General features: G+C 28.5%; 15 protein-coding genes. 1 reads left to right on the top strand and 14 read right to left on the bottom strand.

Going from position 1 to position 17062, the window contains the following annotated elements; genetic code table 11:
• Positions 1-447: 447 nt before the first annotated feature.
• From Q3287_RS13895 to Q3287_RS13875, 5 genes are all read right to left on the bottom strand, one after another.
• Positions 448-3048: an alpha-mannosidase gene (locus tag Q3287_RS13895; protein ID WP_407964245.1), complete on the bottom strand. Its 2601-nt coding sequence runs from the start codon at positions 3046-3048 to the stop codon at positions 448-450.
• A gap of 85 nt (positions 3049-3133) precedes the next feature.
• Complete coding sequence (locus Q3287_RS13890) at positions 3134-4234, bottom strand: PTS fructose transporter subunit IIC (RefSeq protein WP_407964244.1); 1101 nt, start codon at positions 4232-4234, stop codon at positions 3134-3136.
• Positions 4235-4249: 15 nt separating this feature from the next.
• Positions 4250-4570, bottom strand: a complete 321-nt coding sequence (locus tag Q3287_RS13885) for a PTS fructose transporter subunit IIB (RefSeq protein WP_407964243.1) — start codon at positions 4568-4570, stop codon at positions 4250-4252.
• A gap of 2 nt (positions 4571-4572) precedes the next feature.
• On the bottom strand, positions 4573-5031 hold the full coding sequence (locus Q3287_RS13880; RefSeq protein ID WP_054271539.1) for a PTS sugar transporter subunit IIA: 459 nt from the start codon (positions 5029-5031) through the stop codon (positions 4573-4575).
• Complete coding sequence (locus Q3287_RS13875) at positions 5028-6995, bottom strand: BglG family transcription antiterminator (protein ID WP_407964242.1); 1968 nt, start codon at positions 6993-6995, stop codon at positions 5028-5030. Before Q3287_RS13875 ends, Q3287_RS13880 begins: the two co-directional genes overlap by 4 nt.
• A gap of 165 nt (positions 6996-7160) precedes the next feature.
• Here Q3287_RS13875 and Q3287_RS13870 point away from each other — a divergent pair, with 165 nt between their 5' ends.
• On the top strand, positions 7161-8015 hold the full coding sequence (locus tag Q3287_RS13870; RefSeq protein WP_407964241.1) for a GRP family sugar transporter: 855 nt from the start codon (positions 7161-7163) through the stop codon (positions 8013-8015).
• Between the two features lie 118 nt (positions 8016-8133).
• On the opposite strand, the gene Q3287_RS13865 is transcribed toward Q3287_RS13870, so the two are convergent.
• The 9 genes from Q3287_RS13865 to Q3287_RS13825 form a co-directional block, all read right to left on the bottom strand.
• Positions 8134-8601, bottom strand: a complete 468-nt coding sequence (locus Q3287_RS13865) for a C-GCAxxG-C-C family protein (protein WP_054277503.1) — start codon at positions 8599-8601, stop codon at positions 8134-8136.
• A gap of 105 nt (positions 8602-8706) precedes the next feature.
• Entirely contained in the window at positions 8707-9639 is a 933-nt protein-coding gene (locus Q3287_RS13860) for a TDT family transporter (protein ID WP_407964240.1), read from the bottom strand.
• A gap of 184 nt (positions 9640-9823) precedes the next feature.
• The gene (locus Q3287_RS13855; protein WP_407964239.1) at positions 9824-10498 is read right to left on the bottom strand and encodes a 4Fe-4S binding protein; all 675 of its coding nucleotides are present in this window, start codon (positions 10496-10498) and stop codon (positions 9824-9826) included.
• A gap of 67 nt (positions 10499-10565) precedes the next feature.
• Entirely contained in the window at positions 10566-11312 is a 747-nt protein-coding gene (locus Q3287_RS13850) for a DUF2087 domain-containing protein (protein WP_407964238.1), read from the bottom strand.
• Positions 11313-11551: 239 nt separating this feature from the next.
• The gene (locus Q3287_RS13845) at positions 11552-12022 is read right to left on the bottom strand and encodes a PTS glucose transporter subunit IIA (protein ID WP_407964237.1); all 471 of its coding nucleotides are present in this window, start codon (positions 12020-12022) and stop codon (positions 11552-11554) included.
• 24 nt (positions 12023-12046) lie between these two features.
• The gene (locus tag Q3287_RS13840; protein WP_054271547.1) at positions 12047-12646 is read right to left on the bottom strand and encodes an SIS domain-containing protein; all 600 of its coding nucleotides are present in this window, start codon (positions 12644-12646) and stop codon (positions 12047-12049) included.
• A 19-nt stretch (positions 12647-12665) separates the two neighbouring features.
• Complete coding sequence (locus tag Q3287_RS13835) at positions 12666-13847, bottom strand: MalY/PatB family protein (RefSeq protein ID WP_407964236.1); 1182 nt, start codon at positions 13845-13847, stop codon at positions 12666-12668.
• Positions 13840-15417, bottom strand: a complete 1578-nt coding sequence (locus Q3287_RS13830; RefSeq protein ID WP_054271548.1) for a PTS transporter subunit EIIC — start codon at positions 15415-15417, stop codon at positions 13840-13842. The genes Q3287_RS13835 and Q3287_RS13830 overlap by 8 nt, the downstream gene beginning before the upstream one ends.
• Before the next feature lie 434 nt (positions 15418-15851).
• Positions 15852-16688 carry a PRD domain-containing protein gene (locus Q3287_RS13825; RefSeq protein WP_054271549.1) on the bottom strand — a complete coding sequence of 279 codons (837 nt, stop codon included), beginning with the start codon at positions 16686-16688 and terminating at the stop codon, positions 15852-15854.
• Between the last annotated feature and the right edge of the window lie 374 nt (positions 16689-17062).

Raw genomic sequence — 17062 nt, 5'->3', positions numbered from 1 at the left:
TAAATAAATTGTTATAACAGTATGTGTTTATAGGTATTATGTATACTTCTAACCTTACTTAATTAAAATTTTTATTGTATATCTCCCTAAAACAAATTATTTTAAGTTTCATGTAATTAATATATCAGTTTTATATACATATCACAATTGGTCACTTTTTTGTAACTACATAGAACTTAGCATAAAATCAAATTGAATAATTGTTATTGAAGTATATACCCTAATTCATTTCATTAAAATTTTGTCGATTCTAAACTGCATATAAAATTACTCTAATATAATAGTTCTTTGTATAAACAACTTATCCTGTTAAACTATTTTTCTACTTTAACAAACTTTATACAAAATACTAGACTTATATATTAATATTTACCCAAATTTATGCAAATTAAAAAGTCTGACCGATTGCTGTCAGTCAGACTTTAAAATAATAAACTTATTTTTCACTTATAAATCTAATAATATTGAAATAACATCAAAAGGTGCTATTTCATACACTTGTTGTTCTTGTAATTCTTCTATCGCATTTACTATTTTCCCGTTTCTACTTTTAAATATTCGTTCATCTAATATCATTTTCTTACTAGTTGGATTTTCCAATCTGATTACAAATTTTTCTTTACTATAGTAAGAAAGGTAACATGCTGACACAAGATAGTTCTCTGGTAAAGATATTATTTCCAATTCTCTACTTACAGATTTTTCAACGATAGATTTTTGAATCTTATTATCTATACGATACAAAAAGAAATTGTAGTCCTGTAATTGATAATTTACACATTCCTGTAGATACTTGTGAGTTAAACTTGCAACTTCTAATTCATCAAATGGTTTATAATTCATGTATACTGCAAATGAAAACTCTACCTCTTTAAGAATTTGGGCTTTATCAGTTTTAATTCTTATATGACCTTTTTTAGTCGTATCACCAGAAGCACGTCCTGGTCTATATAATAAGTCAGGCTTCCCTAATTCATCTGTAGTAGCAAGTAAAGTCAGTGCAATTTCATCTTCAATATGTTGATATTCTTTTATTCCTCTAGTAAATACAGTACAACTTCTATTTTGATTTGTCAGTGTAATATTACTTTCTAAAGGCTCTAAATCTATAGGCATCTCATTATAGATTTTTTCCCAGTTGTCAACAACTCCATTTTCTCTTGTTATATATCCAAATGGTAATGATGCTATATTTCTGTTATCTTTTATATCAGTTTTTACATGAACACGTAATCTATGATTGTGTATTGTATTATCAACATAAAGTTTTACTTCTATTAATGGATTTTCCTTTACTAAAGTAATACTAGCTTTTACACTTAATTTTCCATTAAGGTTTTTATTTTTCCTATCTTCTAGTGTAAGTGGTAGTAAAGTGATACCTTCAACCATTATTTTTTCATATCCTAGAACTTTTTCTGTAGATACTTTATTAAATGAAAGTTTGATATCTTCATCATCTTTTAATGGAGAAAAATCATAAGTATCTCCTGCATTTCCACTGTCTCTTAATGTTAAAAAATTTGATATATAAGTGCCATCTTTAAGCTGTAAATTTAAGCTTCCATCTTCATACATTATCTTATAATTATCATTAGATATAAAGGTATCATTAGATTCATTAAGTACCAGCATTTCCTTATCACTTGATTCAAAACTAACAACCTTATATCCAAGTGCAGGAAGCTGTATATTTATTCTTATTTTTAATATATAATAACCTGGCTCTTCAATAAATATATTACCAGCAGGTGTCTCTTCTAATATATTTTCTCTCGATTTAACATAAGTTTCTTCAATTATAGTGGCATCTAAATTATCTTTAAAACAAATATTTTTACTATCACTTACAACCTGTATCTCTTTATATCCATTAAAACTTTTAGCTTCTGTATTAAATATTAAAATATCATTTTTAGATAATTTAAGCGCTTCCGAAATTTTTTTAACAATAGTATTTTCAATACTATCACATATTTCGTTTGCTTCTCTTATACGATGAAGAATATCCTCTGTCACAGTATCAGTTACACATCCAGCCAAACTATCATGTGCTTGTCCTTCTAAAAGTTTTTTCCATGTATTTATCAATAACTGATTGCTTATTTCAATCTTACTCTTTTTGGCAATTACTAATAGTGGTTCTATCCTTTTAATCAACTTATTTTCTAGTTTATCACAGGCTAATTTTATATCCATTCTACTAGAACCAATTGATTTATGTATTCTCGCAAGTACTGGCTCTCTAAATTCACCCCTATAACTTTCTAGTGACTCTATAGATTTTACATACTTCAAAAACTCTTGATATGAGCTTGTTATATATGAATATTTTCCTATATCATTAATCTCTTTAACTTTGTTTTTAAAATCACCGATTATATTCAATTGGTCATTTCCTGAAGGTATTAGTACTTCATCTACATCACTATAAGATTTGATAAAATCAATTGCAGGGTCTAAACGTCCATTTACATACTTTGATGAAGGTTCTAAAAGCATACCTGTTCCATATCCATGTGGCATATTTACAGCATATATATAACTTTCACCATTTAGACTTTTCCACTTAAAGTATGGTGATTGAACCTGTTTACCAAGATGTATCCCTCTCCAAAAGAATATATTGTCAAGACCTACATGTTTTAATAAGACAGGCATTTGTGCATTAAATCCAAATGTATCTGGCAAATATCCAATTCTCATATACTTACCATATTTTTTACTTTCAAAAATACCAATCATTAAATTTCTTAAAATAGACTCTCCTCTAGCAAAGAATGCATCTGTTTGAGTAAACCATGGTCCAATATGCAGTCTATCTTCCTTTATTAGTTTTTTGATGATTTCTATTTTTTCTCTATGTAGTTGTACATAGTCATCCAAAATAGAAAGTTGGCCATCAAGTACAAAACTTACATCTGTATTACGTTCTAGTTCACCAATTATATCTGTAAATAGTTGTTCACTAAGTACTAATGCATCCCCAGAAGTAAAATACCATTCTCTATCCCAGTGTGTATGATTAACAATATGTGCTTTTATCATTTAATCTCCTCTGTTCCTTGTCTTTTATATTTAAGTCCAAAACTAATATTTAATACCTTATCTAGCATAAGATTTATATTGAATTTTAAGATTCCCACTCTGCTTCATCAAAATCATCTTCTTCAAATTCATCATCTTCAATTACTGGATTTCCACGTAATACTATAACTAGACCAGCCACAATTGCTGTTCCAACTGCTATTGATAATATATACATTGGCCAGTTCTCTACTGTAAACCACCCGTAAAATCCACTAATTGGAGTTGCATTTACTGAACCTAGACCAACCGCCATAGCTGAAGCAATTGCTGTTCCAATTACACATGAAGGGATTACTTTTAATGGAGATTCTACTGCAAAAGGAATAGCCCCTTCACTTACTCCAATTAGCCCCATTATAAGAGATGATTTACCTGCTTCACGTAACTGCTTATTATACTTCTGTTTTGCTAATATAGTAGCAAGGCCCAATCCTAATGGTGGTATAACAATTCCCACCATTGCAGCAGTATTAGGTGCATAAATTCCACTTGTTAATAATGCAAGTGATGTTGTTAAAGCTGCTTTATTAACTGGTCCACCTAAGTCAACTGCCATCATAGCTCCAATAATAGCTGCCATTAATATCTGATTTGTACCTGATAATCCATTTAACCAATTTTCTAATCCAGTATTTAATGTAGCAAAAGGAATACCTATCACATAATTGATTAATATAACAGTGATTAACGTACCAAATACTGGTACTATGAATATTGGTACTATTGAAGCTGCTGATTTTGGTAGTTTAACATGATTTTTAATAAATAAACATGTATATCCTGCTATTAAACCAACTGCTAAAGCTCCTAAAAATCCTGCTCCTATATCCTTAGCAATCATACCTCCAACAAGACCTGGTACAATGGCTAATTTGTCAGCTATAGAAAATCCTATAAATGCAGCAATTACAGGAAACATTAATCCTAAGGCAGTGCCTCCAAAACCATCTAAATCATGCAATAGTCTAACAATACTACTAGCACTTTCTGCATATTTAGCATCCCATATATCTGGTATGTTATAGAAAGAACCTCCCACACGAGATATTGCCATTATCATAGCACCTGCAATTACCAATGGAATCATATATGAAATTCCTGTTAAGACATGCTTTTTTAACTCAGAGACTATCTTTTTTAACATTATATTTCCCTCCACTTATTTATTGTCAATTAACTTTAGTGCATCATTTATTACTTTTTCTGCGTCCTTTATAGGTGCATTAACTGGTACTTCTAATATATCTTTCCCTTCAAAACGTTCAGCATTTCTAACTTTAGTGTCTACTGCAAATATTACTACTTCTGCAATTTGTGCATCCTTTTCAGTTAATTCATTATCTATCCCTGTAGCTCCTTGTGTTTCAACTTTTATAAGGTGTCCCATTTTTTTTGAAGCTTTCTTTAATGCTTGTGCTGCCATATATGTATGTGCAACTCCTGTCGCACATGCTGTTACTGCTATGATTTTTCTTTTCATCTCTACATATCTCCTTCATTAAATATATTAATTATTTCTTGTTCTGAATTAGCTAATTTTAGTGCATCCACATTGTCATCATCCATAAGCTTAGTGGCCAATTTAGATAATAATACAAGATGATTACTATCCTTATCAATATCACTTATAGCCAGTAAGAAAATACTATCTACTGGTTTTTCATCTAAAGCGTCCCACTCAATCTTATTTTTAGTTCTTGCAAATACTATAGAAGATTGCTTGACAGCATTGCTTTTCCCATGAGGAATAGCAATCCCATTACCAATACCTGTGGTTGCATGTTCTTCTCTTTCTAAAACAGACTTAACATATTCTTCTTTGTTATCTACAATTCCATTTTTAACAAATATACTACTCAATTCTTTTATTGTTTCCTCTTTTGTAGTTGTAGCAAGATTAAAAACAATTTGCTCTTTTTTTAATACATCTGATATTTTCACTCTATATTCTCCTCCATTAGCAAATCGTACACTTCTTTTGGTGAAGTTGCACTTAATATGTCATCTATATTTTTTTTATTGTCAATGAAATCATAAAAAACTTCATATATTTCATCAAGCTCTAAGTTTTTGTCATTTTCTAATGAAATAAAGAAAATAACTTCTACCTTTTCATTTCCCCATGTAATAGGATTTTTTAAAGTTGCAACAGATATATTAGATTTTTTAATATAACTAGGATTAGCATGAGGTGTAGCTATAGATTGAAAAGAGGTGTAAGATAAACTTTCTCTCTCAATTGCACTCTCAGCGATTCCATTTCTTGCAAAACCTTTTTTTATCAAATTATCTGTTATACATTTAATTACATCTTCATAATTTAAAGCTTCAATATTTAATAGAATATTTTCTTTAAAGATTAGGTTTTTAAAAGATTTATATTTTTTAGAAGTATTCCCTGAAACATTTTGTATATTTTTTTCCAATGTTCTTATATCACTTTCATTTAAAATAGGGCTAACTATTATTGTAGGAATAGTCTCTAACTCTAAATAAATAGTACTTATCACCAAATCTGCATCAATTTTACTAGATACTAATTCTTGTACAGAAAGTATCTTTTCAATTTTTATCATAGGAAAGTATTTTTTTATCCTTGCAGATAATAATCTGGATGAACCTAGACCTGTACTACATACTAGAACAACTCTAACATTTTGTGGAAGTTCTTTCATTCTTTCCCTAAAAGCTTCAAAATGTAGCGCTATATAAGCACATTCATCATCATTTATCCTAATATCATATATAAATTCAATTACCTTCTTTAAATCCAAAGCCTGTTCAAATGATAACGAAAAGTTTTGCTTTATTGTATTTACATATGGATTTTTAATACTAAGACCGTATTTCAATCTATTTATTGATGAATGTACATGTGAAGTTAGTCCATCAATCAAATCTTTGTCGTAAGCTGTCTCATACAATGTATTTTTAATAATTTCTCGAAGATTTGAGATATTATTTGTATTTGTCTCATAGTGATTATCTGACGTATCTTTTAGTTCAGTAGTATCTCTATGTTGGTCAGATGCTACTAGATGTAAATTTATATATCCAATTTCAGATTTTGGCAATAGTATAGAAAACTTTTGCTCTAGTTGTTTTGCTAAATAAGTTGTATTTGACATTTGATTATTTTCAATATTACCAACATACAAGCTTTCTTCTATATACTCACCTTTTCTAATCCTCTCTACAGCTATGACTAAATGGATAACTAATGACTGAAATTCATAATCAGAAAACTCAAAATTTCTTTCTCTGCTGAAATTCCTAAGAATGTCAATGATTATAGATAAATCATCTTCAGAAAAAATACCATTTACATCTGCTTGTATTTTTTCAAAGGCCTGATAAAAGCTTTCTTGTTCTTGCTTAATATACCAGTTTCTGCTCCAAAATTTATGTATAAACTTAGCAGTAAGTTGCCTTTTATCTCTTTCACTTATATCCAATTTTATTCCTTTACTAGGTTTTTTATATATAGATACTCCTTCATTTTTTAGCAATTTTTCAACCTCAGCTAAATCTCTTTCAATAGTTCCACGACTTATATATAATTCGTCAGAGATTTGTTGTATAGTGATATAATCATTACTTTTCAACAATATTGAATATATATATATTACTCTCTCCTCTCTAGTTGTAGGAATTTGACTTCCTTTATTATCTAGGTAAGGAAGTATTTTTTTCAAATCTCCATCAATATAAACACCTATTTTAGGTTTTCTCACTAAAGAAAGACCTATCTTTTTGAGCACTGCTTCTACTTCTTTAAGAGATTTTGAAACTGTTTTTTCTGAGACATCTAAATCATCTGCTATTTCTTTGACAGTTGTATGACCTTCTTTTAATAAAAACTTTATTATTCTAATTTCACGATTTTGAATCATATCAGTTAACATTTTCAAATTTACTCCTTCCCTTTGTTTTTATTCTAATGGAAAATGTTTTTCTAAAAAACTACTAATATTTCCTTATTAAATACGGTAATTTTGATGTATTGAATACTTTAATTTTAGATGATAAATTAAAAACTGTCTAAATTTAATATGAAAGGAAATAACCTAATGCTGACAATAATTATTGCTTTGCTTCCTGTAATGGGATGGGGATTTATGCCTATAGTTGCGAATCTTAAAAAAAGTTCTCCTTATGAACAACTTTTAGGTACATCTATAAGTGCGTTTATATTTTCCACTATAATAACTTTGGTTATGCATCCTGAGATTACATTTTTTTCATTCTTTGTAAGTATGATTTCTGGGATATTCTGGAGTTTAGGACAACTAATGCAGTTTAAAGCAATTCAAATTACTAGTGTATCTAAAGTAATGCCAATTTCAAATGGTTCACAATTGACTTTTACAACACTATTAGCTGTACTCTTATTTAATGAGTGGACTAGTTCTAAAATGTTCTTGATTGGTTCTTCATCGATATTATGTATAGTACTTGGCATACTTCTTACAAACTATCAAACAAAAAAATCTACTGACAACAATATGTTAAAATGTGTAGGAGTTGTATTATTATCTTCTTTATTTTTAGCATTATATGTTGTAACTAATCAAATATTTTCAATCGAAGGATATAGAATTATATTACCTCAATCTGTGGGTATGTTGATAACTTCATTTATTATTGTGAAGTATTTTTCTAAAGAAATTGTATATAAGGAAAATGTTTTATTTAATTTAATTACTGGAGTACTATGGTCAATAGCAAATTTAGGTATGTTTATAACAACTAATACATTTGGGGTTACAATAAGTTTTTCTATTTCCCAAAGTTGTGTGATAGTAGCCACTTTAGGAGGTATTATATTCTTTAAAGAGAAGAAAAATAAAAAAGAATGGTTTTCTATTTTTCTTGGCATAATATTAATCATGTCTGGTGTCCTTATGCTGAGTATTATAAAATAACTATTTATTTGTTTGAACAATTTTATTTATATATTTAGAGTTAATTGTATTATTAAAAATTAATTATACAATTAAAGCCTGTAAATTTAGTTTTTAAAATTTACAGGCTACTATAATTCTATTTAATCTTAAGTTTTTCATCTTCAACAAGTTTATTTGCAACCCACTCTGTGACTTGACCTGTTATTTTAATACAGTGTTCTTTTCTTTCAGGAGACATAAAGTTATCACCATCCCACTTCTTTGTAATAACTCTACAACATGTTGCACCATACTCTTTCTTAATATAATCATGTAAATCCTTAGCATATTCAAACATCTTTGGATTCATAGTTTCACCATGAACTCTTCCATATACAATACCTAAAGCCATTTCACCTCCAGATATTGCTCCACAAAGACATTGTGCTTTTCCAAGTCCTATTGGAAATCCTGATGCTAACTTAGTTATCTCGGGGCTCAAAGGTTGTCCTAAAGCATCATTTATTGTTTGAAGAACTGCTTCAGAACAAAAAAACTCTCCTTTTCTAAAGTATTCTTCTGCTATTGCTCTAACCTCTTTTACATATTCCTCTTTTGTTTTCATTCGTTTATCCTCCAATAAAATTAAGCTAAATTAAATTTCTAAAATTCATATCACTTTCATCCATTGATATTAATATCTTTACTAAATACGTATATTTAATAATTTTTATTTAGCTTTAGATGTAGTTTCTGATTTACTAAGATATATAATAAATAAAACTAAAACATACAAAATAATCACTGTAGCTATTATCTCTTCTAGTTTAGAAACATATAAAATCCAACTTACAGGATGGCCTGATTTAATTAGACAACCATTCATTAGTTTCATACCCATTGCACTTATTGCCATAGGGAATGTAAATGCAGCAAAACTTGGATAAAAAGGCAATCTTAATAATTTTGGTAAATACCCCAAAACTATAATATAAAATACAATCGAAAGTATAAATAACAAGTATAATATTACACTATTCTTATCTGAAAAAGAATTAATATATCCAGACAATAGTAATGACCCTGGTGCAGCTAATATAGCTATACTTGGTAAAGATGGTTCAGGCATTTCCTTGATTATCCACACTCTTTTTAAAACTACTGGTATAAGAACTATATAAGATATAAATCCTATCCAAAAAGCAACTTTACCTATTAAAAACTGATTAAATGCTGGTGCTGTAACACTTGCTGCAACTATCCCAACATAGACTATATACCAAGATGGAAATACTGCTTTTATTGAAAATTCAACTAAGAATTTCTTACTAAATAAGATTATCAACACAATATGACCTACGACTCCGATGCTCCAAATTACAATACCTAATTCTAAAGATAATGGTTTTACATATGTAGCAAATATCATCGTTGCCATTGTTATAGTTGGAAATGTACTTGATATTAAGGGGTTTTCTAATTGCTCTTTAACACCCTTTTTTAGTAATACTATTTTGACCATGTAAATTGCATATAAAACAAATCCTATAAATCCAATTACATTACGTAATGATTCACTATAAGATTGTAATAAGTTACCTAAAGTAAATATTGATAAAATCAGACTTGCAATAGGTATAGGATATTTTTTTAAAAAATTCAAATTCTACCTCCTTTGTTACTAAGTTATTTGTATTTTTAATTATATCAAAAAAATGGTCAAGTTGACATATTGTGACCATTTTTCTTATATAGAAAATATCTATTAAGTTTAATTTCATTATTATAAGTATCTATATACTTAATATATTAAGGCGATTGGTTTATTTATTTAATATCTAGTAGAATTATTTCTGGTTTGCATATTTTAATGACCATGGACAACTCATCATACATTTCAATACACAAAAACACTTTGAAATATCAATAAGAGACTCTCTTTTCCCTGGCAAAGCCCACTCATTTCCATGTATAGCTTTTGCAGGACAGTTTTCTACACAAATATTACAATCTGAACACTTCGAATCCATTAAAGGATATCTTTCAACAGAAATTGGAGCATCTGTAAGCACAGTACACATGCTAAAAGCACAACCATATTCCTCAGTTACAAACAAATTATTTTTTCCCATAAATCCAATACCACTAATATTTGCTATTGTCTTATGTGGTAAAGTACTAATACCTGATTGCATTGTTGGATTAATATAACCCTTTTCAGAATATCCATGTTCTAGATTATTTTTTTCTGATTGAGAATAAGCTTTATAACCTTTATCTTGAATATATTTTGAAATCCAATCAGCTAACTCTTCTACTTTCTCCTCTTTTTCTAAGAAATCATCACTATCTGTAGGTAAGTTATTATATATATCTGTAACGAATTTTTTTGATAATCCTATACAAAATAAAATTGCTTTAGAAAAACCATGTGTTTGACTTGCTGGAAATTCAGATATATCAATAAAACGAACAATATCTACACCTTTACTGTGTAAAATACATTTCAATTCATCATTCATATTTAACTCCTTCCAGAATTAACAAAGTAAAAATAGCATTATATATTGGTAGACTTTTCCATTAGCATTATGTTAACCAGTACTTTGTACATTCTTTATTTCTACTCATAAAACCATATTCAATTAAATATCTTCTAATTGTTGCAAAATCATTATATATAGATTTTAAAATCTGATTGACTTCCTTTTCTGAATACTGCTTACCATACTCAAATTTTTCCAAAATCTTAGATAAAATTACAACTTTTTTCTTTTCCTTTGAGGAAAATACTTTTAATTTTAGAGGATTCATACTTTCAAAGGAAGTCTCTAAAATGTGTTTTCTCTCCTCTTCAGTTACTACATATCTTTCGTCAACCATTTTAGCATGTTCATGGATTGGTATTATAGTACTACCTCTATTAGATTTTTCTTCAAATACAGACTCATATAATGCTAAATACAGTTTAGCCTGTTTTGCTTTTTCTCTAAACATAAATTTTTGATGACGAATAGTAGATGTAGATACTTCAACCTTTTTTGCAATTTCCTTATCCGATAAATCACTAATAAATAATTGAAATAATTGTTTTTGATTTTCAGTCAGTGTGTTATATTTTGAATCACCATTAATCATTTTTTCTAAATAATCACTGTGCTCTAATTCCATATGCAATTCAATAGCCTTTGAAGCTTCAAAGAATCTATCACCTATTCTGTATATTTCTCCCACTTCATATGTTTTTGCACATGTAATGCAAATATAACAATTTAACTCATCATTAAATACATAACCTTGTTTAATATCATTGATAGAAAGATTTTCAATTTTCATATGTATATCTCCATTCTATAGTTTATGTTTTACATAGATACATTATATTAAAGTTTATTTATATAGTCAACATTTTCATTTTTTGTTTATGAAATTCGTTTATTTATTAATTTGAAATTAGAATATAAAAAAAGAAATTCCTCAATTAATAATTAAAGAATTTCTTTTTATTCAACAAACCTATGTGATTAATCTTATAAAATATAAATTTATAGATACTAATCCTATATTTTAGTTTTTTATTTAAACTCAATTATAGTGTCTTTTCCACCTTCAACACTATTACCTACATTATATGTATTCATATTGTACTCTGAATAATTAGTTATTGTAACTGGAGTAATAAGTGATATACCCTTTGATTCAATCAAAGAACGGTTAATCTTCAACATTGGTGTTCCTTCTTTGACCTGTTCACCCACACTTACTAACGCTTCAAACCCTTCGCCTTTTAGATTTACCGTATCTAGACCAACATGAATAAGAAGCTCCATTCCATTTTCTAATTCTATTACAAATGCATGTTTAGTTTCTGCTATTACTGCTATCTTTCCATTAAGTGGCGCATAAACAATGTCTCCTGTAGAATCTATAGCTACACCTTCTCCCATAAGTTTTTGAGAAAATACAGCATCTGGAATTTTATATAATTCTATTACTTTCCCTGATATGGGCGACTTTATTGATTTCTTTTTAAACATTTTGAACATAAAACATACTCTCCTTCTTTACTTTTAACCATTATTAGCTGCTTTTAGTTTCTCACCTAGACTTCCTCCTGGATGGTATTTATAAAAATCAGCTGAATCAAAATTACTATTTTTAGATAATGCACATGCAATAGAATCTCCTAAAACTAAAGTAATCGTAGATGATGTTGTTGGTGCTAAATTTAAGTGGTCTGCTTCATCCTTTGCTGGATATATTAAAGCATAATCACACTCTGTTGCCAATACTGAATTTCTATTTGAAGTAAATGCAATTGTTTTAGAACCAATTGCTTTAACATACTTTATACAATTCACTACTTCCATAGAATTTCCACTATTTGAGATTAGAATTGTAATATCTTTGCTTTCAATCATTCCCAAATCTCCATGTACTGCCTCTGTTGCATGTACAAAAAAGCTTGGTGTCCCAGTACTGGCAAATGTAGCTGCCAATTTCTTACCTATATGTGCAGATTTACCTACACCCATAAAAATCACTTTACCTTCACAGTTGGCAATTTCATTAACTATACTTTCATATTCAATACCTGCTTCATCTATTAAACATTTTATGGCATTCATTTCAGTAGTCATAACATCAACCATTGTTTTTAAATAGCTCATAACTATCTCCCTTTCTATATTAAATATTTTTTGCAATATAATCTATAGTTTTTTTAATTCTATTTAAACCATCTTCAAGTTTCTCCCTTGAACAGGCTACATTTAATCGTAAATAAAATTCACTTTCTTCACCATATACATTTCCTGACATAATAGCTACTTCTCCAATATCCATCAATAACTTTTGAAATATATCACTACTTACCTTAAGGTCAGAAAAATCTATCCAAGCAAAATAACAACCTTCTGGCATAACCAACTTTAATGGCTCTAAATTATCCTTTATATACTTAATTGTATACTCAAGATTATCTTTAAGATATTTTAATAACTCATCCAACCAATATTCACAATCATTATAACAAACCATTGTTGCTAGTATTGCCAGTATTGCAGGTGAGTTTACAAAATCACGATATCTAGTGATATTTTCAAATTTATTTCTCGTACTCTCATTTGGTATAATCACATATGACCCAGTCAATGCTGGTATATTAAAAGACTTCGATGCTGATGTACAAATAAATATAGAATCTAAATAGCTTTCTGCAACCTTTAAAATAGGAGTCATTCTATTATCATACACAATATCCATATGTATATCATCTGATATTATCTTTACATTATTGTCTTTACAAATACCTATCATCTTAGCAAGTTCTAACTCACTCCACACTCTTCCAGTTGGATTATGTGGATTACATAAAATAAATATCTTAGATTCTTTGCACTTTTTCTCGAAATCATCAAAATCAATCAAATAGAATCCATCTTCATTTACAAGAGGTGATTTTATAATATTACGATTATTATTTGCTATAACATCATAAAAAGCATTATATGCAGGAGTATTTATCAAAATTCCATCTCCCTCATCACTGAATAGCTCAATAAGTTTACTAATTGAGTACATTACACTAGGACTGTAGTATATCCAATTACCATCAATATTACAATTAAACCTTTTAGTATACCAGTTTGTAACTGAATCTCTAAAATCCTCATGTTTCCATCTACTGTATCCCAAAACTCTATGATTCAATCTTTCCTGCAAAACTTCTGTTATTTCATATGGAAACTCTAAATCCATATCTGATATTGTAAAAGGAAGTAATCCCTTTTTTCCAAATCTATCTTCTACATAGTCCCATTGGGTACAATATGTACCCAATCGGTCTATTTTTTTATCAAAGTTAATCATTACATGCCTCCAAATGACCTTCCATAGCCTTATCCATTTGCTTTCTTAAAGAGTACACTTGAGTTCCTATAATTACTTGTATTGTGTGCTCGTCCAATTTAACAACTGCTATACCACCAGCTTCTTTAATTGCATCCTCATTTATCAATGATACATCTTCTAATTTTAAACGTAATCTAGTTACACAATTGTCTAATGATAATATATTAGATTGCCCACCTAACGCAGCTATCATCTGTTGTCCTTTATATGTAGATAAATTTTTAAAATCTGAACCATTTCCTTCAGATACTTTTAGCTCTTTATCCTCACGTCCTGGAGTCTTTATATTAAACTTAATAATTGCCCACTTAAATACAAAATAGTATATTGCAAAGTATAAAGCTGCTACTAATACTGCTATTGGCCATCCTGTAGCTGTTCCTCTTAACACACCAAAACTTATGAATGCAATTAAATCTCCTGTGAATCCCATTAATACACCTAAGTATGGAAGTACCATGTTTGCTAAACCATTCATAAATGTATGGAAAGCAAATAATGCTGGTGAGATAAATAAGAATAAGAATTCTATTGGCTCACTTATACCACCTATAATAACTGTCAACACTCCTGATATTAAAAGCCCCTTAAGTGCTTTTCTATTTTCTGGTTTTGCTGTACGATATATAGCTAATGCAGCACCAGCTAATCCATATTGAATCATTAATTTACCTTGTTCCATTTTACCAGCTAAATCAAGAGGTATAATCTGATTATTCTCTACATATGCCATAAACATATTCAATGTACCAAAGTATGTTTCTCCATCAATAACAGCAGTTCCACCTATTGGTGTAAAACGGAATACAGATGTTACAAGATGATTTAATCCAAATGGAATTGTAACTCTTTCTGCCACTGCGTATGAGAAATATCCCAATGGCCCAGCTGAAGAAATCCATTTTCCTAAATTTTGGAATGCATTGAAAAATGGTGGCCAAACAATAGGTATTAATAATCCGACAATACTCATAACTATTAAACTCACAATTGGAACTAGTCTTGGCCCACTGTAGAATCCTAATGATTCTGGCATTTTTAAATTACTAACTTTATCATATATTGCATAAACAATTAGACCTGCTACAATACCACCTAAAACACTTGTATTATATGTTTGTATTCCCATAATCATAGCTTGACCATTAGTTGACATTTGGTCTACTGGTACTAATAAATCAGCTCTTGTTAAATAAAAATTCGTACCTATATGCATTGCTATAAATCCTACTAGACCTGAAAAAGCTCCAAACTCTTTTTCTTTTTTTAATAATCCCAATGGAATTGCCATTGCAAATAATGCTCCCAAATTATTAAATGCAAATAATCCTATTGTCAGCATGAAATTTAAAATCATGTTGACATATTCATTTCCTAAAAACGGAACCATGGCAATCATCTTAGGGTCTGTAAAACCTGCACCAAGTCCTAACATCATCCCTGAAACACTAAGTAGTGCTATTGGGAACATAAACGTTTTTCCTAACATTTGGAAGAAGTTCCATAAACCTAACTTATTTTTTTTCATAATTTTACCCTCCTATTTTTATCTAAAAACATAATCAAATTTATAGAAAAACCTAAATCAAAAAACTCAATCCAACAATTAAGTTCAATGATTTAGGTTTTGCCTGCTCAACCAGTTACAATCCTAAAACTCACTGTCTATATTTAATAAAAAAACCTAAATCAAAAAACTTAACCTAATAGTTAAATTCAATGATTTAGGTTTTGCCTGCTTAACCAGTTACAATCCTAAAACTCACTGCTTGTATTTAATAAAAAAACCTAAATCAAAAAACTTAATCTAATAGTTAAGTTCAATGATTTAGGTTTTGCCTGCTTAACCAGTTACAATCCTAAAACTCACTGTCTGTATTTAATAAAAAAGCCTAAATCAAAAAACTTAATCTAATAGTTAAGTTCAATGACTTAGGTTTTGCCTGCTTATCAGTTACAATCCTAACAACCACTGTTTGTTATTTTATTTATGTGAATCATTAGATATAATTCTTCTTCTTTACTAATCTTATATTCAAATCTGTCTAATACCAATGCTGCAATTTCCTCAGTACATATTTTAGGTTTATTATAATTTTTATTCACCAACTTATACATATCTTCAATATCACTATCTTTATAAGTTTCTTTTCTTAGAATCCTTTGAACAAAAAACTTTAAGTGAGTTATAAGTCTAGTGTAATTTAGTGAATTTACATCTAATTTAAACCCATGTACTTCTTCAATTATCTGAATAACTTGTTTTGAAAACTCTAGTATATTAATACCTTCATCCTTCTGAGAATTCTCCAACCCATTGATTATATGAATAGCTATGTATCCAGCTTCATCTTCAGGCAATTTTATTCCTATCTTTTTTTCAATTTCATCAATTGCCCATAATCCAAATTCAAATTCTTCTCTATAAAGTTGTTTTGTCTCATTCAATATTAAGTTTGGTAATTTTATACCTTGTTTTTCTCTTTGGACAGCGAATTCTATGTGACTAGTTAAGGCTAATATTATTGAATCATTCACTTGAGTATTTAAAACTTCATTAGCCTTTTCTATAATTTCTTCTGAAATTTTAAAGTATTCAATAGAGGTCTTGTTAAGTATTTGATTGTATTTGTCTTTTTGATTATCTTGAACAAAATATTTCTTAGAAATCAAATTTTCATCTATCAAATCTCCTACTTTTTTCTTGAATCCAACTCCAGCACCAGTAATAATTATTTCTGTGCCATCTTCTAGGGAGCTTACTACTACATTGTTATTAAATATTTTTTTTATATTCACTATAAATCCCCTCTAAAAAAAATCTCTCATCACAATTACATAGTATATTATATTTAATTTAATGTCAATATTTAAAATTTCATTTTCGAATATATTTTGCATTTTCCCCTATAATACTACAATAACAAAATATTTTAAATCCTCTTAATTAAATTGTCATATTTTATCGTTTTTTTATTTAAATATATTCAAGTATTTCTTTTGTGTATTCAATTAATTAAAATTACTCTATATTTTATCTTCTAAAACTAATTTTTAATTGTTTTCCAGTATTTTCAAGTATTTTAATTTAAAAAATATATGTATTTATTGAAATTCAGATTATAGTGTATTGCTAATCTTTTCTCAAATATATATGTATTAAATAATATAAC

Source organism: Clostridioides sp. GD02404 (assembly GCF_045898275.1).
Lineage (GTDB): Bacteria > Bacillota > Clostridia > Peptostreptococcales > Peptostreptococcaceae > Clostridioides > Clostridioides difficile_A.
Note: the sequence above shows the minus strand (reverse complement) of the source record. Positions and strands in the feature narration are given on the sequence as shown.